At 65.3% G+C, this 23,562-nt stretch carries 21 protein-coding genes and 1 pseudogene; 3 read left to right on the forward strand and 19 right to left on the reverse strand.

From position 1 onward, the window contains the following. Positions 1 to 45: 45 nt before the first annotated feature. Positions 46 to 1,245, forward strand: a pseudogene (locus KF941_RS07660) (IS701 family transposase); the annotation flags it as partial. 154 nt (positions 1,246 to 1,399) lie between these two features. On the opposite strand, the gene KF941_RS07665 reads toward KF941_RS07660, so the two are convergent. Further along, a protein-coding gene (locus tag KF941_RS07665) for an IS5-like element ISPso2 family transposase (protein WP_101754952.1) occupies positions 1,400 to 2,157 on the reverse strand; the annotation gives its coding sequence in 2 pieces (ribosomal slippage) (positions 1,400 to 1,833 and positions 1,833 to 2,157; 759 coding nt in all). A 134-nt stretch (positions 2,158 to 2,291) separates the two neighbouring features. Between KF941_RS07665 and KF941_RS07670 the strand changes: the two genes are divergently transcribed. Further along, positions 2,292 to 3,491 (forward strand): IS701 family transposase, encoded by a 1,200-nt coding sequence (locus tag KF941_RS07670; protein ID WP_080620383.1) that lies wholly within the window; start codon positions 2,292 to 2,294, stop codon positions 3,489 to 3,491. 72 nt (positions 3,492 to 3,563) lie between these two features. Here the strand turns inward: KF941_RS07670 and KF941_RS07675 are convergent, their stop codons facing one another. The 17 genes from KF941_RS07675 to KF941_RS07755 form a co-directional block, all read right to left on the reverse strand. After that, a complete protein-coding gene (locus KF941_RS07675; protein ID WP_214273030.1) occupies positions 3,564 to 3,869 on the reverse strand; it encodes a hypothetical protein in 306 nt (101 codons plus the stop codon). Between the two features lie 8 nt (positions 3,870 to 3,877). Further along, the gene (locus tag KF941_RS07680; protein ID WP_114536886.1) at positions 3,878 to 5,539 is read right to left on the reverse strand and encodes an electron transfer flavoprotein-ubiquinone oxidoreductase; all 1,662 of its coding nucleotides are present in this window, start codon (positions 5,537 to 5,539) and stop codon (positions 3,878 to 3,880) included. Positions 5,540 to 5,623: 84 nt separating this feature from the next. After that, on the reverse strand, positions 5,624 to 6,550 hold the full coding sequence (locus tag KF941_RS07685; protein WP_214273031.1) for an FAD-binding protein: 927 nt from the start codon (positions 6,548 to 6,550) through the stop codon (positions 5,624 to 5,626). Then, complete coding sequence (locus KF941_RS07690; protein ID WP_214273032.1) at positions 6,550 to 7,308, reverse strand: electron transfer flavoprotein subunit beta/FixA family protein; 759 nt, start codon at positions 7,306 to 7,308, stop codon at positions 6,550 to 6,552. Before KF941_RS07690 ends, KF941_RS07685 begins: the two co-directional genes overlap by 1 nt. Positions 7,309 to 7,320: 12 nt before the next feature. Further along, positions 7,321 to 8,541: an acyl-CoA dehydrogenase gene (locus tag KF941_RS07695; protein WP_114536888.1), complete on the reverse strand. Its 1,221-nt coding sequence runs from the start codon at positions 8,539 to 8,541 to the stop codon at positions 7,321 to 7,323. A 17-nt stretch (positions 8,542 to 8,558) separates the two neighbouring features. Beyond that, the gene (gene pcaF / locus KF941_RS07700) at positions 8,559 to 9,761 is read right to left on the reverse strand and encodes a 3-oxoadipyl-CoA thiolase (RefSeq protein ID WP_114536889.1); all 1,203 of its coding nucleotides are present in this window, start codon (positions 9,759 to 9,761) and stop codon (positions 8,559 to 8,561) included. Positions 9,762 to 9,768: 7 nt separating this feature from the next. Next, positions 9,769 to 11,817, reverse strand: coding sequence for a 3-hydroxyacyl-CoA dehydrogenase NAD-binding domain-containing protein (locus tag KF941_RS07705; RefSeq protein ID WP_114536890.1), 2,049 nt, complete (start codon positions 11,815 to 11,817; stop codon positions 9,769 to 9,771). A gap of 9 nt (positions 11,818 to 11,826) precedes the next feature. Next, positions 11,827 to 12,591 (reverse strand): SDR family NAD(P)-dependent oxidoreductase, encoded by a 765-nt coding sequence (locus KF941_RS07710; RefSeq protein WP_114536891.1) that lies wholly within the window; start codon positions 12,589 to 12,591, stop codon positions 11,827 to 11,829. Next, the gene (aliA, locus tag KF941_RS07715; protein ID WP_114536892.1) at positions 12,588 to 14,243 is read right to left on the reverse strand and encodes a cyclohexanecarboxylate-CoA ligase; all 1,656 of its coding nucleotides are present in this window, start codon (positions 14,241 to 14,243) and stop codon (positions 12,588 to 12,590) included. The genes KF941_RS07710 and aliA overlap by 4 nt, the downstream gene beginning before the upstream one ends. Positions 14,244 to 14,271: 28 nt before the next feature. Then, complete coding sequence (aliB, locus tag KF941_RS07720) at positions 14,272 to 15,429, reverse strand: cyclohexanecarboxyl-CoA dehydrogenase (RefSeq protein WP_214273033.1); 1,158 nt, start codon at positions 15,427 to 15,429, stop codon at positions 14,272 to 14,274. A gap of 8 nt (positions 15,430 to 15,437) precedes the next feature. After that, positions 15,438 to 16,151, reverse strand: a complete 714-nt coding sequence (locus KF941_RS07725; RefSeq protein WP_114536894.1) for an ABC transporter ATP-binding protein — start codon at positions 16,149 to 16,151, stop codon at positions 15,438 to 15,440. Continuing rightward, positions 16,151 to 16,897, reverse strand: coding sequence for an ATP-binding cassette domain-containing protein (locus KF941_RS07730; protein ID WP_181820541.1), 747 nt, complete (start codon positions 16,895 to 16,897; stop codon positions 16,151 to 16,153). The genes KF941_RS07725 and KF941_RS07730 overlap by 1 nt, the downstream gene beginning before the upstream one ends. Next, entirely contained in the window at positions 16,897 to 17,868 is a 972-nt protein-coding gene (locus KF941_RS07735) for a branched-chain amino acid ABC transporter permease (protein ID WP_214273034.1), read from the reverse strand. Before KF941_RS07735 ends, KF941_RS07730 begins: the two co-directional genes overlap by 1 nt. Then, positions 17,865 to 18,737 carry a branched-chain amino acid ABC transporter permease gene (locus KF941_RS07740; protein WP_167521706.1) on the reverse strand — a complete coding sequence of 291 codons (873 nt, stop codon included), beginning with the start codon at positions 18,735 to 18,737 and terminating at the stop codon, positions 17,865 to 17,867. Before KF941_RS07740 ends, KF941_RS07735 begins: the two co-directional genes overlap by 4 nt. Before the next feature lie 60 nt (positions 18,738 to 18,797). Further along, positions 18,798 to 20,021, reverse strand: coding sequence for an ABC transporter substrate-binding protein (locus KF941_RS07745; RefSeq protein WP_214273035.1), 1,224 nt, complete (start codon positions 20,019 to 20,021; stop codon positions 18,798 to 18,800). A 34-nt stretch (positions 20,022 to 20,055) separates the two neighbouring features. Next, the gene (gene badI / locus KF941_RS07750) at positions 20,056 to 20,838 is read right to left on the reverse strand and encodes a 2-ketocyclohexanecarboxyl-CoA hydrolase (RefSeq protein WP_024845471.1); all 783 of its coding nucleotides are present in this window, start codon (positions 20,836 to 20,838) and stop codon (positions 20,056 to 20,058) included. An 11-nt stretch (positions 20,839 to 20,849) separates the two neighbouring features. Further along, positions 20,850 to 21,752: an SDR family NAD(P)-dependent oxidoreductase gene (locus KF941_RS07755; protein ID WP_309473605.1), complete on the reverse strand. Its 903-nt coding sequence runs from the start codon at positions 21,750 to 21,752 to the stop codon at positions 20,850 to 20,852. A gap of 163 nt (positions 21,753 to 21,915) precedes the next feature. Between KF941_RS07755 and KF941_RS07760 the strand changes: the two genes are divergently transcribed. Then, positions 21,916 to 22,341, forward strand: coding sequence for a MarR family transcriptional regulator (locus KF941_RS07760; protein ID WP_231486884.1), 426 nt, complete (start codon positions 21,916 to 21,918; stop codon positions 22,339 to 22,341). Positions 22,342 to 22,359: 18 nt separating this feature from the next. On the opposite strand, the gene KF941_RS07765 is transcribed toward KF941_RS07760, so the two are convergent. Beyond that, positions 22,360 to 23,526, reverse strand: coding sequence for an acyl-CoA dehydrogenase family protein (locus tag KF941_RS07765; protein WP_114536897.1), 1,167 nt, complete (start codon positions 23,524 to 23,526; stop codon positions 22,360 to 22,362). Positions 23,527 to 23,562 lie beyond the last annotated feature (36 nt).

Consider the following 23,562-nt stretch of genomic DNA (forward strand, 5'->3'; position numbering starts at 1 on the left):
GTCACTTGCAGTGATTCATAGAGTGCCAGCTTGTGGAGGCTGGCGATGGCGGATGATTGGCGGGACGATCTGACGGAGTGGCTTCGTCCCTTTGTAGCAACATTGGGCGACCGTCGCCGGGCGCGGATGTGTCCGGCTTACGTTGAGGGGCTGATTGGTCCTGGCGATCGCAAGAGCGTGCAGCCCATGGCGATGCGTTCGCCCGGGATTGGCTATGATCAACTTCATCATTTTATTGGTGCCGCGCTGTGGGACAGCGCGCCGCTGGAGAAGGAACTGTGCCGGCAGGCAGACGCCTTGGTTGGTGGCAGCGATGCCTGGCTGATTATTGATGATACCGCGTTGCCCAAGAAGGGGCGTGCCTCGGTTGGGGTAGCACCGCAATACGCGTCGGCGCTCGGCAAGAACGCCAACTGTCAAACCCTTGTGTCGGTGACGCTGGCATCAGGCGAAGTGCCCGTGATGATCGGGCTTCGGCTGTTTCTGCCCGAGAGCTGGACCAGTGATCCGGCGCGCATGGATCGGGCAAAGGTTCCTGACGAGGCGCGCACCTACCGTAGCAAGCCGGAGATCGCATTGGCCGAGATCGACCGTGTGCGCAGCGCAGGTGCGCGCTTTGGCGGCATCCTGGCCGACGCCGGCTATGGCCTGTCTGGCCCGTTCCGGCAGGCGCTCACCGAGCGTGGACTGACCTGGGCCGTTGGCATCCCTCACAAGCAGAAGGTCTACCCGGCCAACGTTGCCCTGATCTTCCCGGTCGCCGGTCGCGGGCGACCGCGCAAGAACCATGTCCCCGATGTCCCATCTCGCCCGGCGCAGGAGATACTTGAGAATGCGAAGTGGCAGGTCGTGAGTTGGCGGCGCGGCACGAAAGGCAGGCTCTCAGCCCGGTTCGCTGCCATGCGTGTCCGTGTCGCCGACGGACCGCCGCAGCGCATTGGCAATCTTGGCCAGCAGCATCTGCCCGGCGAGGAGGTCTGGCTGGTCGGCGAGCACCGTTCCACCGGCGAGCGCAAATACTACCTCAGCAACCTGCCGGCCGACACACCGCTCAAGAAACTGGCCGGGGCCATCAAGGCCCGTTGGGTCTGTGAGCAAGCCCATCAGCAGCTCAAGGAAGAGTTGGGCCTTGACCACTTCGAGGGCCGATCATGGCAGGGCCTGCACCGACATGCGCTCATGACCATGATTGCGTTCTCCTTCCTGCAAGCCCGACGCCTGAAGGCAGCGGGTCGGAAAAAAAAAGGCCCCAGCTCCCCCGCCGCAACCGAGCCTACCAGCTATCAGGCAGACGATCTTGATCCAGTTCAGTCAGCCGCCGCCCAACTGTCCCCACTGCCGTAGGAAGTGGCGAAAAATGCTCAACAGACTTCTGCCAAAGTAGTGCTAGGGTCAGGATTCATAACCAATAGATGACGAGAGCCGCGAGGGCGATGGCTGAGAGGAAGACCTTGGGGCATCGGTCATAGCGGGTCGCGACGCGCCTCCAGTCCTTGAGCCTGCCGAACATGATCTCGATGCGGTTACGCCGCTTGTATCTCCGCTTATCGTATTTGATCGGCGTCTTGCGTTTCTTCCGGCCTGGGATGCAGGCACGTATCCCCTTGTCCTGCAACGCTTCTCTGAACCAGTCAGCGTCATAGCCACGATCCCCGAGTAGCCATTTGACGTTTGGCAGGCCACTCAGCAGGGCCCGAGCGCCGATATAATCGCTGACCTGTCCAGCGGTGACGAACAGGTCGATCGGTCGCCCCTGACTGTCGCAGATGGCGTGCAGCTTGGTGTTCATACCGCCTTTGGTTCGACCGATCAGGCGACCACGCCCCCCTTTTTGGCGGCCATGCTGGTCGCCGTTCGATGGGCCTTGAGGTATGTTGCGTCGATCATCACGGTCGTTTTCTCGCCGTGTTCCGCCGCCAGCCCGGCCATCATCCGCGCGAAGATGCCCTTTTCGCTCCAACGCTTCCACCGGCTGTAGAGCGTCTTATGTGGGCCATACGCGGCGGGCGCATCGCGCCAACGCAAGCCATTGCGATTGATGAAAATAATCCCGCTCAGCACCCGTCTGTCATCAACCCGGGGCTTCCCGTGCGACCTGGGAAAGAAGGGAGCCAGGCGCGCCATCTGCGCGTCGGTCAGCCAGAAGAGATCGCTCATGTCACCGCTCCGTTTTCGGAGGCGTGAATCACGCAGCGCAACAGAAATCAATGCATCCTGACCCTAGCATTACAGTTGCATTCTTTTCTCCGCTCTGAATCAATGCGCTACCATGACTAAGTTAGGGATCATGGATGGCGGGGTTGTCGGTCGAAGAGACGCTGGAGCTTTGGGCTTCCTCACTCCGTGAAGTAAAGGCTCGAATTCGGCCGCTGTTTACGCAGGAACGGGTTGCGGCATCGGCCGGTCAGTTTCTCGACGGCTTGTTGGGTGAGGAACGGCGCAAGACGGGTTGGATGCGGGCCGAAGCGGCTGGAGATCCGGGCCCCTGGCGTCAGCAGGCGATATTGGGTCGTGGCCATTGGGATGCCGACGCGCTGCGCGATATTGTGCGGGACTACGCCGTGGAAACGCTGGCTGATCCCGAGGCGGTGCTGGTGATCGATGAAACCGGTTTTTTGAAGCAGGGCCACGCCTCCTGTGGGGTCGCGCGCCAATATACGGGGTCGGCAGGAAAGATCACCAATTGCCAGATCGGCGTCTTCGCCAGCTACGTCTCGCAGCACGGACATGCTTTTATCGATCGGGCCCTCTATCTGCCGAAAGCATGGGCTGAAGCCCCGGTCAGACGAAGCCGGGCCCATGTGCCCGAGGCGGTGGAGTTCGCCACTAAACCTGCCATCGCCCGCAGCATGATCGAGCGCGTGCTCTCGACCAAGGTTCCATTTTCCTGGGTGGCCGCCGACAGCGTCTATGGCGTTGGCGATATCGAAATAGCACTGCGCCGCGCTGGAAAAGGCTATGTCCTGGGTGTCAGTTCCAAGCACGCCTTCAATTCCTGGGGGAAAGCCTATGCCGTCAGCGGGACGGCCGGGAGCATCGCGGAAGACTTGCCGCCCGAGGCTTGGCAGCGTCTTTCGGCCGGCGCGGGCACCAAGGGCGAGCGGCTTCACGACTGGGCCTACCTTGATCTCGCCGATCTCGATGCTGGCGAATTCAATGCTGATCTCAGCGGCGTATGGACCCGGGGCCTGCTGATCCGACGCAATATCTCCGATGGCGAGTTGGCGTTCTTCACCACATGGTGTCCGGAGGGCACGGGCATGGAAACACTGGTGCGTGTCGAAGGACATCGCTGGGCAATCGAGGACAGCTTCGAGACCGCAAAGAATGAACTCGGCCTCGATCACAACGAGACCCGTTCCTGGCACGGGTGGCACCGCCATGTATCGCTGGTCATGCTGGCCTTCGCCATGATGGCTACCATTCGCCATCACGCCAATGTCGAACCGCCCAAAAAAACGATGCGCAGGCTGCCAAGGAACCCAAGCTGATCCGCTGGTCAATTCAGGAGATCCGACGCATCGCCAATCGGCTGGCCCAACGTCAGATTGAACCGGCTTATATTATCGCTTGGTCGATGTGGCGAAGGGCTCATCAAGCCGCAGCAAGGCACGCACACCTTCGAAGAAACGTGCAACTGTAATGCTAGTGGTAATCGGTGCCGCGAATTCGTATTCCATCCGCACGAAGGGCATTCCGTACCCTTGGTGTACGTTCATGTGATACCATCCTCGTCCATCCAGCAGATCGTCCCAGAAGGCATCGAGGGCCTCCAACGCGAAATCGGCGATCCTTCCAGTATAGGCGATCAATGCCGGATCACAGTCGCCGAAACCGACACGTCGTTGCCAGACAAAAGCCTCTATCATTGAGTTCCTCACATATTCGGGTAATTCGGCCCGTCTCCGCCCTGGGGCGTGGTCCAGTTGATGTTCTGGCTGGGGTCCTTGATGTCGCAGGTCTTGCAGTGGACGCAGTTCTGGAAGTTGATCTGGAAGCGCGGGCCGCCCCCGTTCTGATTGGCGGCATCCTCGATCACCTCGTAGACCCCCGCCGGGCAATAGCGCTGCGCGGGCTCGGCATATTCCGGCAGGTTCACCGCGATCGGGATCGCCGGGTCGCGAAAGCGCAGGTGGCAGGGTTGACTTTCCACGTGATTGGTGAAGGAAAACGCCACGTTGGTCAGCCGGTCGAAGCTCAGCTTGCCGTCGGGCCGGGGATAGTCGATCGGCGTGTAATCCGCCGCCTTGCCGGTCGCCTGCGCATCCGTCTCGCCGTGTTTCCAGGTCCCCAGCGGGTTCCAGCCGGTCAGGTTCGCCACCCACATGTCGAAGCCCCCCAGCACCAGTGAGGGCCACAGCCCCAGCCGCGACCAGATCGGCTTGACGTTCCTGACCCGCTTCAGATCCTTCGCGATCTCGCCGGTCCGCACCGCCGCGTCATAGGCCTCCAGCCGGTCGCCCTCGCGGCCCGCGGCGATGGCCTCGGCCGCCGCCTCGGCCGCCGCGATCCCCGACAGCATCGCATTGTGGTTGCCCTTGATCCGCGGCACGTTCACCAGACCCGCCGAGCAGCCCAGCAGCACCCCGCCGTCGAAGGACAGTTCCGGGATCGACTGCCAGCCGCCCTCGGAGATCGCGCGGGCGCCGTAGGAGATGCGCTTGCCGCCCTCCAAGAGTTCCGCGACCATCGGGTGATGCTTGAAGTGCTGGAACTCCATGTAGGGATAGAGGTAGGGGTTTTCGTAGTTCAGATGCACCACGAAGCCGACCAGCACCTGGTTGTCCTCGAAGTGATAGATGAAGGACCCGCCCCCGGCATTCCTGCCAAGCGGCCAGCCCATCGTATGCACCACCCGGCCCTTCTGGAACTTCTCGGGCGAGACCTCCCAGATCTCCTTCATGCCGATGCCGAATTTCTGCGGCTCGTGGCCCTCGCACAGGTTCAGCTTCGCCATGATCTCCTTGGCAAGGCTGCCGCGCACTCCCTCAGCGATGAAGACATATTTGCCGTGCAGTTCCATGCCGGGCTCATACATCGGGCCCGGCGCGCCGTCGGGGTTCAGCCCCATCTCGCCGGCCACGACGCCCTTGACCCGATCACCCTCCCAGACGATGGCGCTGGCGGCCATGCCGGGGAAGATCTCGACGCCCAGCTCCTCGGCCTGCTCGGCCAGCCAGCGGCAGACATTGCCCATGCTGACGATGTAACTGCCGTGATTGTTCATCAGCGGTGGCATCGGCCAGTTCGGCACCCGCACCTGGCCCGCCGCGCCGAGGACGTAGAAATTGTCGTCGGTGACTTCGGTGGTCACGGGCGCGCCACGCTCGCGCCAGTCCGGGATCAGCCGGTCCAGCCCGACCGGATCCAGCACCGCGCCCGACAGGATATGCGCCCCGATCTCGGAGCCCTTCTCCAGCACCACAACCTGCAGGTCCGGGTCGATCTGCTTCAGCCGGATCGCCGCAGACAGCCCCGACGGTCCACCGCCGACGATCACAACGTCGTAGTCCATCGACTCGCGGGTGGGGGTGGGCATGGGAAACTCCGCTGGCTTGGGGCCGGATCGGGTGCCCCCGGACGGGCGGGGGCGCCATTGGGTATTTGAGCAACGAAGAAGCTGTCAGAGCTTTTCGGTGAGTTCGGGGACGGTCGTGAACAGGTCTCCGACGAGGCCGTAATCGGCGACCTGGAAGATCGGTGCCTCCTCGTCCTTGTTGATCGCAACGATCACCTTGCTGTCCTTCATCCCCGCCAAGTGCTGGATCGCCCCCGAGATGCCCACCGCCACGTAAAGCTCGGGCGCCACCACCTTGCCGGTCTGGCCGACCTGCCAGTCGTTCGGCGCATAGCCACTGTCCACCGCCGCGCGGCTTGCCCCCACCGCGGCGCCGAGCTTGTCGGCAAGCGCCTCGATGATCGCGAAGCTCTCCTTCGAGCCCAGGCCGCGGCCGCCCGAGACCACGCGCTTGGCCGAGGTCAGCTCGGGGCGGTCGCTCTCGGCAACCTCGTCGGCAACCCAGGCCGACAGGCCCGGATCGGCGGCGGCGGCGGTCTCCGCCACGCTGGCCGAACCGCCGATCCCCGCCGCGTCGAAGCTCGCCGTGCGGATGGTGAAGACCTTCCTGGCGTCCTTCGACTTCACGGTCTGGATGGCGTTGCCGGCGTAGATCGGCCGCTCGAACGTATCCGCGTCGATCACCGCCGAGACGTCCGACAGCACCATCACGTCCAGAAGCGCCGCGACGCGCGGCATCACGTTCTTGGCGTCCGTCGTCGCAGGCGCCGCGATGTGGTCGTAATCGCCCGCGAGCGACACGATCAGCGCCGCCGTCGGCTCGGCCAGGCGGTGGCCGTAGAGGGCGTCTTCTGCGACCAGCACCTTCGCGACCCCGGCGATCTTCGCGGCCTCCTCGGCGGCGGCTTTCGCCGAGGCGCCGGCGCAGAGCACCGTCACCTCGCCCAAGGACCCGACCGCGCCCACCGCCTTCGCCGTCGCGTCGCGGTTCAGCACCCCGTTCGTCACTTCCCCAAGCAGCAGAACAGCCATCAGATCACCCCCGCTTCTTTCAGCTTGCCGACCAGCTCGTCCACCGAGCCCACCTTGATGCCGGCCTTGCGGCCCTCGGGCTCGCGCACCGAGACCACCTCCAGCCGCGGCGCGACGTCGACGCCGTAGTCGGCGGCGGTCTTTTCCTCCAAGGGCTTCTTCTTGGCCTTCATGATGTTCGGCAGGCTCGCATAGCGCGGCTCGTTCAGCCGCAGGTCGGCGGTGACCACCGCCGGCAGGCTGACCACGATGGTCTGGAGGCCCCCATCGACCTCGCGCGTCACCTTGGCTTTGCCCCCGTCGATCTCGAGTTTCGAGGCGAAGGTCGCCTGCGCCCAGCCCAGCAGCGCCGCCAGCATCTGGCCGGTCGCGTTCATGTCGTTGTCGATCGCCTGCTTGCCGGCGATGATGAGTTCGGTGCCCTCGGCCTTGGCCACCGCGGCGAGGATCTTGGCCACCGCCAGCGGCTCGATGTCCTGGTGCACGTCGTCCGCGGCCACCACCAGGATCGCCCGGTCGGCGCCCATCGCCAGCGCGGTGCGCAGCGTCTCGGCCGCCTGCTTCACGCCGATCGAGACCGCGATCACCTCCTCGGCCTGGCCCGCCTCCTTCAGACGGATCGCCTCCTCCACCGCGATCTCGTCGAACGGGTTCATCGACATCTTCACATTCGCCAGATCGACACCAGACCCGTCGCTCTTCACGCGCGCCTTCACGTTGTAGTCGATCACGCGCTTCACGGGGACAAGTATTTTCATCGGCTACGCTCCTCAGCAAAAGGCCTGAAGGCCGGTGATCGCCCGGCCCAGGATCAGGGCGTGGACATCGTGGGTGCCTTCATAGGTGTTGACGGTTTCCAGGTTCACCATATGCCGGATGACCTGGAATTCCTCGGAAATGCCGTTGCCGCCGTGCATGTCACGGGAAATACGCGCGATCTCCAGCGCCTTGCCGCAGTTGTTGCGCTTGACGATGGAAACCATCTCGGGCGCGGCGTTCGCGTCGTCCAGAAGCCGTCCGACCTGCAAGGATGCCTGAAGACCCAAGCTGATCTCGGTCAGCATGTTCGCCAGCTTCAACTGATAGATCTGGGTGTTGGCCAGCGGTCGCCCGAACTGCTTGCGGTCCAGGCCATACTGCCGCGCGGCGTGGAAACAGAACTCCGCCGCACCGAGCACGCCCCAGGAGATGCCGTAGCGGGCGCGGTTGAGGCAGCCGAACGGCCCCTTCAGCCCCTCGACATGCGGCAGCAGCGCATCCTCGCCGACCTCGACATCCTCCATCACGATCTCGCCGGTGATCGAGGCGCGGAGCGAGAGTTTCCCGCCGATCTTCGGCGCCGAGAGACCCTTCATGCCCTTATCGAGAATGAAACCGCGGATCTTGCCGCCATGCGCCTCGGATTTCGCCCAGACCACGAACACGTCCGCAATCGGGCTGTTCGAGATCCAGGTCTTGGTGCCATTCAACACATAGCCCGAGGAGGTTTTCTTCGCGACAGTCTTCATGCCCGCCGGGTCAGACCCCGCATCCGGCTCGGTCAGGCCGAAGCAGCCGATGAACTCGCCCGAGGCGAGCCTTGGCAGGTATGTCCGGCGCTGCTCCTCGGATCCATAGGCATAGATAGGATACATCACCAGACTGGACTGCACCGACATCATGCTGCGATAGCCCGAGTCGATCCGCTCCACCTCGCGGGCGATCAACCCGTAGGAGACATAGCTCGCCCCCAGCCCGCCATATTCCGCCGGCACCGTCACGCCTAGAAGGCCCATCTCACCCATCTCGCGGAAGATCGCCGGATCGGTTTCCTCGTCGGCGAAGGCCCTGATGACGCGCGGTTGCAGCTTCTCCTGCGAGAAACTGCGCGCCGCGTCGCGCAGCATCCGCTCGTCCTCGGTCAGTTGCCCATCCAGCCGGAAGGCGTCTTCCCAGTCGAAGCGGCCCAGATCGGGGGCGTCCTTGGGTTTGAGTTTCGGTTTATCGGTCATCAGAAATCCTCCGGGGATCAAACACGTTCGAGAAGCAGCGCTGCGCCCTGGCCGACACCGATGCACATGGTGGCCAATGCGTAGCGGCCGGCGCCCAGCGACAGGTCGAGCGCGGCCGAGCCGGCGATGCGGGCGCCCGACATGCCCAGCGGATGGCCAAGGGCGATGGCGCCGCCATTGGGGTTCACGCGCGGGTCGTCGTCGGCAAGGCCGAGGCGGCGGGTCACGGCCAGCGCCTGCGCGGCGAAAGCCTCGTTCAATTCGATCAGCGCCAGCGAGTCGAGGCCGATGCCGGCCTTCTCCAGCAGCTTGCGCACCGCAGGCACCGGGCCATACCCCATCACCCGCGGCGCGACGCCCGCCGAGGCCCCGCCGACGATGCGCGCGCGGGGCGTCAGGCCATGCCGTTTGACTGCCGCGGCGGAGGCCACGATCAGCGCCGCCGCGCCGTCGTTCACGCCGCTGGCATTGCCTGCCGTGACCGACCCGTCGGGGCGGGTGATCGGCTTCAGCTTCGCCAGATCGGCCAGCGTGGTGGCGCGGGGATGTTCGTCCTGCGTCACCTCGGCCGTCTTGCCGCGCCCCAAGGCGACCGTCACCGGCAGGATTTCCTGCGCCAGCCGCCCGTTCGCCTGCGCCGCCGCCACCTTTTCCTGCGAGCGCAAGGCGAAGGCGTCCTGATCCTCGCGGCTGATGGCGTGCTCGTCCGCCAGGTTCTGCGCGGTTTCCGGCATGGAATCGGTGCCGTATTGCGCCTGCATCCGGGGGTTGACGAAGCGCCAGCCGATGGTGGTGTCATGGATCTCGGTCGCCCGCGCCCAGGCGCCGGATGCCTTGGGCATCACGAAGGGCGCGCGGGTCATGCTTTCGACACCTCCGGCGATGGCCAGATCCATGTCGCCCGACCGCACGGCGCGGGCGGCGGCGGCCACCGCCTCCAGCCCCGAGCCGCAGAGGCGGTTCACCGTCGCCCCCGGCACGGTGTCCGGCAGGCCCGCCAGCAACAGCGCCATGCGCGCAACGTTGCGGTTGTCCTCGCCCGCCTGGTTGGCGCAGCCCAGCCAGACCTCCTCGACCACAGCAGGGTCGAGGCCGGGGTTGCGCGCCAGAAGCGCCGCCAGCGGCAAGGCGGCCAGATCGTCGGCCCGCACCGGGGCGAGCGCCCCGCCGTAGCGGCCGATGGGGGTGCGGATATAGTCGCAGATGAAGGCGTCGGTCATCGGATTCTCACAATTCTTCGGGGGTCTTGCCGTCGGCCACGGCGCGCGCCAGCAAGGCGGGCACGGCCCAGGACAGCGGGTCTTCGGCGGCATAACCCTCGATCCGCCGCAGGATTTCGGTCAGGCCGGTGCGGCCCGCCCAATGCATCGGCCCGCCGCGCCAGCGCGGAAAGCCATAGCCGTGGACCAGCACCAGGTCGATGTCGGCCGACCGGGTGGCGATGCCCTCGGACAGGATGCGGAAGCCTTCCTCGACCATGGCGGCGGTGGCGCGGGCCACGATCTCGTCATCCGCAAAGTCGCGCCGCGCGATGCCGGCCCGGGCGGATTCCTCAGCCACGATGGCGTCGATCAGGGGCGAGGGGCTGGCCTTGCCGCCGTCATGGTCATACCAGCCCGCGCCGGTCTTGCGGCCGAGGCGGCCGGTTTCCTCGACGATGCGGTCGGCGATGGGGATGTAGCGGAAGCCGGGCTTCGTCCGCCATCCCAGCCGCTTCCGGTTGGCATGGGCGATGTCGAGGCCCGAAAGATCCTGCACCTCGTAAGGCCCCATCGCCATGCCGAAGCCGCGCATCGCCTGATCGACCTGCGCCGGCAACGCACCCTCGATCAGCATCACGTCGCAGGTCTGGCGGTAGCGGGTCAGGATGCGGTTGCCGATGAAACCGTCGCAGACGCCGGCCAGCACAGGGATCTTCTTCAGCCGCGCCGCCAGACGCAGGGCGGTGGCAAGGGTCTGGGGACTTGTCTTTCCGGCCCGGATCACTTCGACCAGCTTCATGACATGCGCGGGGCTGAAAAAATGCAGGCCGAGGAAGCGGCCGGGATTGCGCAATCCCTCTGCGATCCGGTCGGGGTCGAGATAGGAGGTGTTCGTGGCGAGGATCGCGGTGTCCGGCAGGGCGGCGTCGAGCGCGGCGAAGACCTGCCGCTTGACCTCCAGATCCTCGAACACCGCCTCGATGGCGATGTCCACCTGGGGCAGGCCGTCATAGCCTGCATGAAAGAAATGGCGCGCGGCCTGGGCGGCTTCGGCCGCCTCGAAGGAGGACTTGCCGCGCGCCACGGCCTCGGCATAGAGCCGCGCGACATTTGCGCGCGCACGCTCGACCGCGGCCGTATCGGTTTCGACTAGTGCGACGGTGACGCCCGCCTGCGCCAGCGCATAGGCGATCCCTGCCCCCATGGTGCCGCCCCCCACCACCAGGGCGGAACGGATCTCGGTCCCGTCCGCGCGTCCCTGCGCCATCGCCGCGCGTTCGGCGAAGAAGACATGGCGCAGGGCCGCCGCCTGATCGCCGGTCTTGAGGTCGAGGAAGGTTTCGCGTTCCAGGGCCAGCCCTTCGGAAAGCGGCAGACGGGTAGACGCCTCGATAAGGTCGATGGCCCTGAGGGGGGCGATCTGCCTGGGGCTGCGTTTGGCCGCGGATTTGAGTGCGGCCTGGATGGCTTCGGGCTGCATCGGCGGTGCGGGCAGCGCGCCGGTGGCGGGTCGTTCGGGTAAGGCCAGCGTGCGGGCGGCCGCGACCGGATCCTCGGCCACCGTATCGGCCAGACCGATCCGGCGCGCCTCGGCCGCGCCGATCACCCGGCCCTCGGGGATCAGCGACAGCGCCTGTTCCAGCCCGACCAGCCGCGGCAACCGCTGCGTGCCGCCCGCGCCGGGGACCACGCCCAGCGTCACCTCGGGCAGGCCCAGGGTCGCGCGGGGCGCCGCCACCCGCGCGGCGCAGGCCAGCGCCAGTTCCAGCCCGCCACCCAGTGCCGCGCCGTTGATCGCGGCCACGACCGGCACCGGGAAGCTCTCGATCCGGTTTGCGATATCGGGCAGATGCGGTGGCCGCGGCGGGGCCGAGAACTCTTTCGCATCCGCCCCGGCGACAAAGGTTTTTCCCGCGCCGGTCAGCACCACGCGCGCGACGCCGGCGGCTTCCGCCCGGTCCAGCGCCATCATCAGCCCCGCGCGCACCGCGCGCGAGGCGACGTTCACCGGCGGGTTGTCGATGGTGATCACCGCGATGTCGTCGGCAAGGGAAAGGTGAACCGCGTCGCTCATGTCTGCCTTTCAGAGATGCGGGTGGATGCCGCCGGAGACGGCCATGATTTCGCCGGTGACAAAGCGGGCCGCGTCCGAGGCGAAGAAGGCCACCGCTTCGGCGATTTCCTCGGGTTCGGCCATGCGGCGATTGAAGGCCAGCGCGGTCAGCCGCGCCGCCTCGGCCTCGGGCATGTTCTGCGTGACCGAGGTGCGGGTCAGCCCCGGCGCGACGGCGTTGACGGTCACGGCGGGGGCCAGTTCGGCCGCAAGGCTGCGTGTCAGCGAGGCGATGGCGGCCTTGGCGGCTGCGTAATCCACCTGCCCCGCCTCGCCGCCGAACACCACCGTCGCGAAGTTGACGATCCGGCCGAACCTGCGCTCAACCATCCCCGGCGCGAAGGCCCGGATCAGGTGGAAATTGCCCATCAGGTTCAGCTCGAAGGTCGAGCGGAACTGCGTCTCGTCCATTTCCAGGAACGGAGTGTAGAGCCGGGGCGAGCGGATGCCGCCCACGGTATTGACCAGCACATCGGCGCCGCCGAAGCCTTCCTGCGCCAGGGCGCAGAACGCCTCGGCCTCAGCTGCGGCGGTAATGTCGCAACGCAACGAAACAATGCGCGCGGCAGGATATTCGGTGCCCAGAAGCGCCACGGTTTCCGCCAGCCGTGTGCCCGAGATGTCGGTCAGGGCCAGAGCCTCTGCCCCGTCCTGCAACAGCCGCCGGGCGACGGCGCGACCCATCGGGCCGCCTGCCCCTGTCAGCACGACACGCGGTCCCGCGATACGGGTCATTTCTTCATGGCCTCGTATTCGGCCCGCAGTTCGTTGCGCAGCGCAAATTTCTGGATCTTGCCCGATGCGGTCGAAGGCAGGCGGTCGCGAATTTCCAGCCGCTCGGGGAAATACTGCTTGGCCAGATGAAGGCCGGACAGGAAGTTCACCATCGCCGGGAGGTCGATGCTTTGGCCGGGCTTCGGCACGATGAAGGCGCAAGCACGCTCGCCCAGCCTTTCGTCCGGATAGGCAACGATGGCGACCTGCTGCACGGCCGGATGCTTGTAAAGCAGCGCCTCGACCTCGACGACCGGAATATTCTCGGCGCCCCGGATGATCACGTCCTTGGAACGGCCGCAGATCCGGATATAGCCCTGCTCATCCATGCGCGCGATGTCGCCGGTATCGAACCAGCCCTCGGCATCGGTAGCGTTCCATTGCGGACGCTTGAGATAACCGGCGAAGTTCGAACAGCCGCGCACGAACAGTTCTCCCTCCTGCCCCGGGCCCAGCGGCATGCCGTCGGGGTCGCGGATCTGCAGCTCCATCCCCGGCAGGGCAAAGCCGTCGGTCTGGACCGAACGCTCGTCAGGATCCTCGGGCGCGACCACCGTGACGGCGCCGTTCTCGGTCATGCCCCAGGCCGAAATGACCTTGGCGTCCAATATCCGCTGCGCCCGTTCGACCAGGGGTCCGGGGATCGCGGTGCCGGCGCAAAGGAAGATGCGCAGCGAGGAAGGATCGGTGGCGCCTTCCTCGACCGCCGAGGTCAGGTCCATCAGGAAAGGGGTCGAGGCCATGGTGAAGCTGACCCGCTCGTCCTGGATCAGCCGTGCGGCAAGATCCTTGTCCCAGCTGTCCATCAGGATCATGCGGGCGCACAGCATCACCGGCATCAGGAACCCATACATGAAGCCGGTCTGGTGCGCCATCGGCGAGAACATCAGCACGGTGTCATCCGCGCCCAGATGCAGCCGGTCGGCATAGGCCACCAGGTTGGAATACATCGTGTTGGCCGTATGCATCACGCCCTTCGGCTCGCCCGTGGTGCCCGAGGTGTAGATCAGCTGGCAAACGTCGTTCGCATCGCCCCGGTCACGAGCCGAGACGGCGCGCAGATCCGCGCCCACCTCCAGCGCCGGATCCAGCAACAGCGCATCGAAGCTGTTCGGGCCATCGCCGCCGGCAACGATGACATGGCGCAGGTCGGGCAGATCGGGGCGCATGCTCTCGGCCATGGTCTCGTGGTCGAAGCCGCGAAACAGTTTCGGCACCACAAAGGCCTTGGCCTCGCCATGCTTCAGCATGAACAGCAGCTCGTGTTCGCGAAAGATCGGCATCACCGGATTGAAGACCACGCCCAGCTTGCGGCAGCCGATGTAGAGCGCGACGAACTCCCAGCTGTTGGAAAGCTGGCAGGCCAGCACGTCGTCGCGGCCAAGGCCGAGCCTGCGCAGCCCCGCCGCCACGCGCCAGGACAGCGCGTCAAGCTCGGTCCAGGTCAGGTCGCGGCGGTCGCCGGTCGCTGTCACGATGCTGGTCAGCGCCACCGCCTGCGGCTTTTCGCGCAGACAATCCTCGAAATAGTCGAGCAGCGTCTTGCCGGGCCATAGACCCTCGGCCTCCATCCGGGCGCGGCGCGGTTCGATCAGGACGGCATCGAATTTCATGGGTTCCTCCTCCCCTTTTTCTCCCGGCTCAGCCGGTGACGGCCTTGCCGGCCCGCTCGCGGGCGATGATGTTCTTCATGATGTGCGCGGTGCCGTCGCCGATCTGCAGGCCCAGCACGTCGCGCAGCCGCTGCTCGAACGGCAATTCGTTGGAATAGGCGGCATGACCATGGATCAGCAGGCAGGCATGGATCGCCTCGTAGGCCAGCAGCGGCGGCCACCATTTCGCCATCGCAGCCTCCGCCACATGCGGCAGACCGTTGTCCTTGAGCCACAGCGCGTTCAGCGACAGCAACCGCGCCGCCTCGACCTTGGTGTCGAAATCGGCAAGCTGGTGGGTGATGCCCTGGAAGGCGGCCAGCGGTTTGTCGAAAGCCCTGCGCCCGCCGATATAGTCCCAGGTCTCGTCCAGCGATTGCCGCGCGGTGCCCAGGCATTGCAGCCCGATCAGCGAACGCGAGAAGTCGAAGCCCTGCATGACCTGGACGAAGCCCTTGCCCTCCTCTCCCAGCAGGTGATCGGCGGGCACGCGCACGTTGTCGAAGAAGATCGAGCCGCGGCCGATGGCGTGCTGGCCCAGGTCGGTGAAGCGGGTGGTGGAAATGCCGGGCGTGTCCATCGGCACGAAGACGGCGGAAATGCCGCGCGCCCTGTCCTCGGGCCTGCCGGTGCGGGCAAAGACCACCGCGCCTTTCGCCTGATCGGCGCAGGAGATCGAGGTCTTTTCGCCGTTGATCACATAATGGTCGCCGTCGCGTTCCATCCGCAAGCCCAGGTTCGCGGCATCCGAACCGCCACGCGGCTCGGTCAGGGCGATGGCGACGATCAACTTGCCCCCGATCAGCTTGGGCAACCATTCGCGCTTGATCTCGGGATTGGCGAAATTCGCGAGGATCTGCCCGTTCAGCGAGGCGAGGATGTTGACATAGCCCATGTTGAAATCGCCCCGGGCGATTTCCTCGATGATGACGCCGGAATAGATGGCGCCGGAGCCGAGGCCGCCGAATTTCTCGGGCAGCTCCGGCGCGATCAGGCCAAGGCCGCCCATCTCGCGCAGAAGATCGGGGCCGAAGCCGCCCGCCTTCTCACGCGCCTGATAGCCGGGGGCCAGTTTCTCGGCGGCGAACTTGCGGGCGAGGTCGCGCAGTGCGTTCAGTTCCTCGGTGTCGAAGATGGTGGGATACATGGGCTGCCTCATTGAACCATCAGATATTTGCGGGTGATTTCCGGGTCGGCGTAAAAGCCGTCCACGCTGCCGTTCCAGACCGTCATGCCCCGGTCGATGACATAGACCCGGTCGGCGCAGCGACGGATCGTGTTCAGCGCCTGTTCGGACACGATCATCGACACCCCCTCGCGTTTCAGCGCGACGATGGCGTCGACCACCTCCTCGGCGATCTTGGGCGCCAGCCCCTCATGCGGCTCGTCGAGCAGCAGAAGCTTCGGGCAGGTCAGCAGCGACCGGGCGATGGACAGCATCTGCTGCTCGCCCCCGCTCATCACCCCTGCCTTGCGGTGACGATAGTCATGCAATTGCGGGAACAGGCGGAACACCTCGTCCACCGTCCAGCGGCGGCGGCCGGCGGCGGCGGCGACCGGCCGCGGCACGTTCAGGTTTTCCAGTACCGAAAGCGAGGCGAAGACGCGCCGGTCCTCGGGCACATAGCCAACGCCGCGGCGGATCACCTCATGCGGGCGCATCCCGGCCAGCGGGGCACCGTCGAAGACGATCTCGCCCCCCGTCACGGCAATCTGGTCACGGACGATGGACTTCATCGTCGAGGATTTGCCGACCCCGTTCCGCCCGATCAGGCAGACCACCTCGCCAGGCGCGACCTCCAGGTCGATCCCGTGCAGAACCTCGGCCTTGCCATAGGCGGCGTGCAGGTCTGAAATGCGCAGCATCATCAGTGCCCCCCTCCCAGATAGACGGCCTGCACCTCGTCATTGGCCTTGATGTCCTCGGGGCTGCCCTGGGCCAGGATCGCGCCGCGCACCATGACGGTGACGCGCCGGGCGATCTTCATCACCACGTCGATGTCGTGTTCGACGAAGATCAGCGTCTTGCCGGTGGCATCGACCCGTTCGGCCACCATCTCCATCAGGAAGTGGCGTTCCTTGATCGACATGCCGGCGGTGGGCTCGTCCAGCAGCAGCAGGTCCGGGTCAGCGGCCAGCGCCATGCCGAATTCCAGCCGCTTGCGGTCGCCGAGGCTCAAGTCCGCGACCGTATCCCGCGACCGTTCGGCCAGGCCCACGGTTTCCAGCATGGCGTGGGCACGGTCGATCTTTTCGGCATAGACCCGGCCCGAGAGCGAGGCCCATTTGCTCGAAGCGATGACGTAAGCCGCCATCATGTTTTCCAGCACCGACATGTACAGAAAGGCACGGCTGATCTGGAAAGTGCGGCCGATCCCCCTTTTGGCCAGCCGCGCCGGCGGCAGCGCCAGGATGTTCTCGCCCTTGAAGATCATCTCGCCCTCCACCCCCGGCAGTTGCCCGGCGATGCAGGCGATGAAGGTGGATTTCCCCGCCCCGTTCGGGCCGATCAGGGCGTGGCGTTCACCCCTGGGGATGTCGAAGGAGATGTCCTTCAGCGCGATGAAGGCACCATAGGCCTTGCGGATGTGGCGGGCGGAGAGGATCGGCTGCATCAGCGGATCCCCCCGAGCATCGCCCGCAGCCGGGCCGAGACACCGGCGAAGCCGGCCGGGGCCACCAGGCAGATCGCCAGCAGGATCAGGCCCAGCACCAGTTCCCATTCGTGGATCACCTTCGAGACGAAGGTGGCCAGCAATTCGTAGATGATGGCGCCCCAGATACCGCCGGCAAAGCTGTTTAAGCCGCCGATGACGACCATGATCAGCCCGTCCAGCGTGATGCCCAGACCGGCATAGTCGGGGAAGGCCGCGCCATGCAGCACCGAATAAAGCGTGCCCGCGACCCCGGCGAAAAAGGCGGCGATGACGAAGGCCACCAGCTGCACCCGCCGCGGACCCAGGCCAAGCGCCTCGGCCCGGTAGCGATCCTGCCCCACGGCGCGGATCGACAGGCCGAGCGGGGATTTCACGATCCCCCACAGCGCCAGCAGGCAGAGCGTGACCGCGACAAGCACCGCCGTCGCATAACCCTTTTCGGAAAGGCCGAAGCGCGGGATCATGAAGCCGGTGATGCCGGTATCGCCGCCGGTGAAGTCATACCACTGGAACAGCACGGTATAGGTGATCTGCGCGCAGGCCAGCGTCAGCATCGCGAAATAGATCTGCGTCAGCCGCACGCAGAGCGCGCCGAAGACCAGCCCGCCAAGGGCCGCGGCCAGCGGGCCGATAGCCAGCGCCAGTTCCGGCGGCACCCCGCCCCGCACAACGGCCAGGGTGAAGCCATAGGCACCAAGGCCGAAATAGGCGGCATGGCCGAAGCTGACCATGTGGCCGAAGCTCATCAGCAGGTTCAGCGACGAGGCGAACAGCGCCATGATCATGATCTCGGTCATCATGGTCGAGGTCGAGGTCGACGCCATCCAGTTGATCGCCAGGACCGCGGCCAGCGCCGGGACCACGAATTGCCAGCTGACGGTGGCACGGGCCACTCTGGCCCAGAGGGTTTTCAGATCCTGCGCGGTCATCGTGCCGGGCCTCCCTGACGGCCCATCGAGCGGGCGATGAGAACGGCGGCCATGATCAGGAAGATCAGGACCATCGACAGGCGGGGGAAGTACATCACCCCGATCGCCTTGGTGACGCCGACCACCAACGCACCGGCCAAAGCGCCGTACAGGTTGCCCAGCCCCCCGATCACGCAGACGATGAAGGCCGAGACGATGATGGTGGTATCGAGCAGGTAATTCACCTCGCCATAGGGCGCGCTCAGCCCCCCGGCCAGACCGGCAAGAAACGCCCCGGCGGCAAAGACCGCGGTGAAGATCAGCTTCTCGTTCACGCCCAGAAGCGCGACCATGCCGCGGTCATCGGTGCCGGCGCGCAGAAGGATGCCCGCCCGGGTGAAGTAGATCACCCAGATCATCGCCAGCACCACGATGAGCCCGGCGGCAAAGATCGCGATGGGGAACAGCGGGAAATAGGTGTCGCCCACCACCAGCGCCCCCATCAGCGCATCGGGCATCTGCACCGAGACGCTGTTCGCGCCCCAGGTCATGCGCACCAGGTCGCGGATGATCAGCACCAGCGCCACGGTGACGATCAGCTGCAGGATACCATCCTTGCCGTAGATGCGGCGCAGCACAGTCGTCTCGAACAGGACGCCCAGGGCCGAGACGGCCGCCGCCGAAGCCGCCACGGCGACGAAAAACCCCCAGAGCGTGCCCGGCGCGATCAACGGCACCAGCTCATAGGTCAGGAACGCGCCCAGCATGTAGAAAGAGCCATGGGCGAAGTTGATGATGCGGGTGACGCCGAAGATCAGCGTCAGGCCCGAGGCGATCAGGAAAAGCGTCATGCCTTCCATGAGCCCATTGACGAGCTGGATCAGAACCATCTGGATTTCCTCTGGCTGGTCCCGGCGGATCATCCCGCCGGGACGGGTTCGCAGAGTGGCCTACCTGGCAGCTCCACGGGCCTGGAGGATCAGATCCTCGGCAGGCATCAGCGGCGCGCCCTCGAACTTTTCCACCTCGGTCAGGATCGGGAAATCGTAGCCTTCGACCTTGGCCGCCTTGCCGACATAGACCGGCGCGTTCATCTGGCCGTCCAGCGCGCGGATGGTCAGGCCCTTTTCGCGCAGCCCGTCGAAGCTGACCTGCGGCAGCGCGGCGATGATCGCATCGGCTTCGACGGTGCCGGCCTTTTCGGCCACGGCAGCGTAAAAGTTCAGCCCGTCATAGGCATTGATCGCCCAGTCGGTCGGATATTCGCCATAGGCGGCGCGATAGGTCTCGATGAAGGCGGTCACCTCTGGCGACTGTTCCAGCGCAAAGAACGGTGCGCGGGCGATGCCATAGACGTTGTCGGCGGGCATCGAGGCGCCTTGCGATTGCAACGTGTCCACCGTCATCAGCGTCACGAGATTGGTCTTCTGGAAAAAGCCGAACCCCTGCCCCTGCTTCAGCGTCCCGCCCAGCGAGGGACCGAACAGCGGGGCGAAGACCGCATCAGGCTGCTGCGCCAGCGTGGCGGTGATATAGGGCGCCATCGCGGTCTCGCCGACCTTGGCATAGATCGGATCGGCAAAGGCGATATCGGGGCGCAGCTCCTTCAGTCGCTCGGTGAAGGCCGCGACCGAGGTATGGCCCCATTCGTAGTCGGAACCAAGCGCCGAGATCTTCTTCCATTCGGGCTTCTTCGCCACATATTCGGCCGCAGCATAGGCCTCCATCGTGGCATTGGCCTGCACCTGCCAGAAATAAGGCTGGTAGAGTTCGATATTGGCCCGCTGGGTCGAGCCGATGGCGGCATAGAACGGCACTTTCAACTCGGCCGAGACCGCGCTTTCCGCCAGCATCACCGCTGAAGAACAGACACCGGTCAACACGTCGATCCTGTCCTTGGTGATCAGGTCGCGCGCGACCTTGGCGCCCTCGTCGGGCTTGGTCTGGGTGTCGCGCACAATCAGTTCGACCGGACGGCCCAGGATGCCGCCAGCCGCGTTGATTTCCTCGGCGGCGATCTTCGCGCCGTTCAGCCCGTCCTCGGACAGGGCAGCGCAGGCCCCGGTAAGGTCGGCGGCAAAGCCGACCTTGACCGGCCCGTCCTGCGCCCCGGCAGATGTGGCCAGGGCTGCCAGCACCGCAGCGACAACGGTTTTCTTGTTCTTCTCAAGCATGAACTCCTCCCCAAGTTGCTTGATAACCATTTATTTATCTTGAGAATTTTCGGAAATCTGGCTTGCGCTTCTCCTTGAACGCAATGCCGCCTTCCTTGCTTTCTTCGGTGTCGTAGTAGAGGCTGAGCGCATACATCCCGAGCCCTGCAATGCCGCGCTGATGCTCGGTGTCGATGTTGAAGCTGCGCTTGGCGATGGCGATGGCGGTGGGCGATTTCTCCATGATCTCGGCGCACCAGCGGTCCACCTCGGCGTCCAGCTGGTCATCGGGGACAACCGTGTTCACCAGGCCCATCGCCAGAGCCTCGGCCGCCTTGTAGCGACGACACATGTACCAGATCTCGCGCGCCTTCTTCTCGCCCACCACGCGGGCCAGGAAGGCGGTGCCGAAACCGGGATCGACCGAGCCGACCTTGGGTCCGACCTGGCCGAACTGCGCGCTTTCCGCCGCGATGGTGAAATCGCAGATCGTGCACAGCACGTTGCCGCCGCCCACGGCAAAGCCGCGCACCTTGGCGATCACCGGCTTGGGCACGTCGCGGATGATGGAATGCAGATCCTCCATCGGCAGGCCGATGGTGCCGCGCCCGTCATACTGCCCCTCATGGGCGGATTGATCGCCGCCGGTGCAGAAAGCCCGCTCCCCGGCGCCGGTCAGCACGATAACCCCGATGGACTTGTCCCAGCCGGCCTTGTTGAAGGCGTGGATCAGTTCCTCGCAGGTCTGGCCGCGAAAGGCGTTCATCCTGTCGGGGCGGTTGATGGTGATGGTGGCGACGCCGTCCTTCACCTCATAGATGATGTCTTCATAGGTCATGGCTTTCCCTTTCATCCGTGCATGGTCAGGCCGCCCGAGACCGAGATCACCTGACCGGTGATGAAGGCCGCGTCGTCGCTGGACAGAAACAGGATCGCGCCTGGCAGATCTTCGGGCTTGCCCAGCCGCCCCAGCGGGACAGCCTTGGCAAATGCCACGCGCAGCTTTTCCTTGTCGCCGGCCGCTTCCATGAAGTTTTCCAGCATCCCGGTTTCGGTCACGCCCGGACAGACGGTGTTGAAGGTGATGCCGTGGCGGGAATGTTCGCGCGCCAGGGTCTTCATGAAGGCGATGACCCCCGCCTTGCAGGCGCCATAGACGGATTCCCCCGACGAACCGCCCCGGCCGGCGTCCGATCCGATCGACACGATGCGTCCGCCGGCACCGCGAGCAACCATCGATTCCAGCACCGGCTTGGTGATGTTCAGCACCGTGCGCAGGTTGATATCGATGATCTTGTTCCAAAAATCCGGGCCGGATTTCAGGAACGGCGTAAACAGATCCCAACCTGCATTGTTCACCAGCACATCGATGGGGCCGAACTCGGCCTCGACCCGGGCGACAGCGGCGGCGGAGGCCTCGTAATCGATCAGGTTCACCACCATCGCAGTAGCCTCGCCTCCAACCGCGCGGATCGCTTCGACGACCTGACCGGCCGCCTCGGCACCGACATCGGCCACGACGACCCGGGCCCCCTCCTCGGCGAAGCGCAGGCAGGTGGCCGAACCGATGCCACCACCGCCGCCAGTTACGACAACTACTTTCCCTTTCAGGCCACGCAAAGCGATCTCCTTCCTGACTTCAGGCCACAGGGTCTCGGCCAGAGAAATCGCATTTTCTTGCGATATTTCTGTTGAATTGCCTTGTCCGAATCCCTGGACGGCCTCCCTGACAGCATCCTGCAGCAGTCGCAAATTTATGTCAATATATTTACTTTATTTTGCCGCATCGGCACGGCTTGACCTTGGCCCCGACTGCGGCCAGATTGGCGGCATGGCGAAAAGTGGCAGGAAAATCGGGAATCTGGGATCGGGGCTGAGCAATCGGCTCTTTTTCCGCCTCTACCAATGCGCCAACATGTTGCACAAGACCGGCACCCGGGCGCTGGACGAGCACCACGTCACCACGCAGCAATGGGCGGTGCTGGGGGCACTGACCCGCCCCGCCTTCGAGAACGGCGTCCCGGTGGGCGATCTGGCGGCCTTCCTGCTGGTCAGCCGGCAGAACCTGACCGGTGTGCTGACGCGGCTGGAGGCGATGGATTACATCGAGCGCGCGGTGGACCAAAACGACAACCGCTCGCGCCTGATCCGCCTGACCGACAAGGGCCGCAGCCTGTGGGACGAGGACATGCGGCCGGTGATCTCGGATTATTACGACAAGGCGCTGCGCGGCTTCTCGACCGAGGATCGGATCCACATGATCCATTACCTCGACAAGATGCTGCGCAATTTCAAGGATATCGACCCGGAGGCCGGGCCGGACAGGAAGGCGGCGGAATAGCCCGCCGCCCCGGCCACGCTAGAGACCGGCCCGCGCCCGCGCCTCTGCCGCCATCGCCTTGGCGATGATGATCTGCTGGATCTGCGTCGTGCCCTCGTAGATGCGGAACAGCCGCGCGTCACGATAGAGCTGCTCGGCCCGGTATTCGCGGATATAGCCATTGCCGCCATGCACCTGCACGTTGCGGTCGGCGATCCGGCCCACCGCCTCCGAGGCGAACATCTTGGCGCAGGAGGCCTCGACCCCGACATCCCGGCCATCGTCGCGCTTGCGCGCCGCGTCCAGCACCATGCAGCGTGCCGCATAGGCATCGGCGCGGGAATCGGCGAACATCGCCTGCAGCAGCTGGAAATCCGCCAGCGGCCGGCCGAACTGCCGGCGCGCGACGGCATAGTCCAGCATGTCGTCGATGATCCGCTCGGCCAGGCCGACACAGGCCGCCGCGATATGCAGCCGCCCCTTGTCCAGCACCTTCATCGCCGTCTTGAACCCCTGCCCCTCGACCCCGCCGATCAACGCCGAGGCCGGCACGCGGCAATCGTCCAGGATCACGTCGCAGACATGGGCGCCCTGCTGGCCCATCTTCTTTTCCGGCTTGCCCAGGGACAGGCCGGGCGTGTCACGCTCGACCGCAAAGGCCGAGACGCCGGCAGCGCCCTTCTGCCCGGGATCGGTGCGCGCCATGACGGTGAACAGCCCGGCATGGGGGGCGTTGGTGATGAAACGCTTGGTGCCGTTCAGCACATAGAAGTCGCCGTCCCTCCGGGCCGTCGCCTTGACCGAACCGGCGTCCGAGCCGACATCCGGCTCGGTCAGCGCGAACGAGCCGATCAACTCGCCCGAGGCCAGCCGCGGCAGGTATTTCGCCTTCTGCTCGGGCGTGCCGTCAATGGCGATGCCCTGCATGCCGATGCCGACATTGGTCGCGAACATCGAGCGGAAGGCCGGCGCGGCGCGGCCGAGCTCGAAGATGGCCATGACCTCCTCCTCCATGGTCAGGCCCAGCCCGCCGTATTCCTCGGGTGCGGTCAGCCCGAACAGGCCCAGCTCACGCATGCCGGCAACGATCCGCTCGGGAATGGCGTCGGTTTCGGCAACCTCGGCCTCGCCCGGGATCAGCTGCTCGTCCACGAAGCGGCGCAAGGTTGCGCAAAGCTGCGCGAGCGTATCGGGATCCATCGCCATCTCATCCTCCGCATTTATGACAATATATTTATATAT

Origin of the sequence: Paracoccus sp. pheM1 (assembly GCF_018499825.1) — a bacterium.
Taxonomy (GTDB): Bacteria; Pseudomonadota; Alphaproteobacteria; order Rhodobacterales; family Rhodobacteraceae; genus Paracoccus; species Paracoccus versutus.

Excerpts from the sequence above, each read along its gene's own strand:
- KF941_RS07740 (WP_167521706.1), bottom strand. The coding sequence starts at position 18,737 with ATGGTTCTGATCCAGCTCGTCAATGGGCTCATGGAAGGCATGACGCTT.
- KF941_RS07735 (WP_214273034.1), bottom strand. The coding sequence starts at position 17,868 with ATGACCGCGCAGGATCTGAAAACCCTCTGGGCCAGAGTGGCCCGTGCC.
- pcaF (WP_114536889.1), bottom strand. The coding sequence starts at position 9,761 with ATGACCGACGCCTTCATCTGCGACTATATCCGCACCCCCATCGGCCGC.
- KF941_RS07685 (WP_214273031.1), bottom strand. The coding sequence starts at position 6,550 with ATGGCTGTTCTGCTGCTTGGGGAAGTGACGAACGGGGTGCTGAACCGC.
- KF941_RS07695 (WP_114536888.1), bottom strand. The coding sequence starts at position 8,541 with ATGACCGATAAACCGAAACTCAAACCCAAGGACGCCCCCGATCTGGGC.
- aliA (WP_114536892.1), bottom strand. The coding sequence starts at position 14,243 with ATGAAATTCGATGCCGTCCTGATCGAACCGCGCCGCGCCCGGATGGAG.
- KF941_RS07760 (WP_231486884.1), top strand. The coding sequence starts at position 21,916 with ATGTTGCACAAGACCGGCACCCGGGCGCTGGACGAGCACCACGTCACC.
- KF941_RS07725 (WP_114536894.1), bottom strand. The coding sequence starts at position 16,151 with ATGATGCTGCGCATTTCAGACCTGCACGCCGCCTATGGCAAGGCCGAG.
- KF941_RS07680 (WP_114536886.1), bottom strand. The coding sequence starts at position 5,539 with ATGCCCACCCCCACCCGCGAGTCGATGGACTACGACGTTGTGATCGTC.
- KF941_RS07745 (WP_214273035.1), bottom strand. The coding sequence starts at position 20,021 with ATGCTTGAGAAGAACAAGAAAACCGTTGTCGCTGCGGTGCTGGCAGCC.
- KF941_RS07730 (WP_181820541.1), bottom strand. The coding sequence starts at position 16,897 with ATGCAGCCGATCCTCTCCGCCCGCCACATCCGCAAGGCCTATGGTGCC.
- KF941_RS07705 (WP_114536890.1), bottom strand. The coding sequence starts at position 11,817 with ATGAGCGACGCGGTTCACCTTTCCCTTGCCGACGACATCGCGGTGATC.
- KF941_RS07670 (WP_080620383.1), top strand. The coding sequence starts at position 2,292 with ATGGCGGGGTTGTCGGTCGAAGAGACGCTGGAGCTTTGGGCTTCCTCA.
- KF941_RS07690 (WP_214273032.1), bottom strand. The coding sequence starts at position 7,308 with ATGAAAATACTTGTCCCCGTGAAGCGCGTGATCGACTACAACGTGAAG.
- KF941_RS07675 (WP_214273030.1), bottom strand. The coding sequence starts at position 3,869 with ATGATAGAGGCTTTTGTCTGGCAACGACGTGTCGGTTTCGGCGACTGT.
- KF941_RS07765 (WP_114536897.1), bottom strand. The coding sequence starts at position 23,526 with ATGGCGATGGATCCCGATACGCTCGCGCAGCTTTGCGCAACCTTGCGC.
- KF941_RS07710 (WP_114536891.1), bottom strand. The coding sequence starts at position 12,591 with ATGACCCGTATCGCGGGACCGCGTGTCGTGCTGACAGGGGCAGGCGGC.
- badI (WP_024845471.1), bottom strand. The coding sequence starts at position 20,838 with ATGACCTATGAAGACATCATCTATGAGGTGAAGGACGGCGTCGCCACC.
- aliB (WP_214273033.1), bottom strand. The coding sequence starts at position 15,429 with ATGTATCCCACCATCTTCGACACCGAGGAACTGAACGCACTGCGCGAC.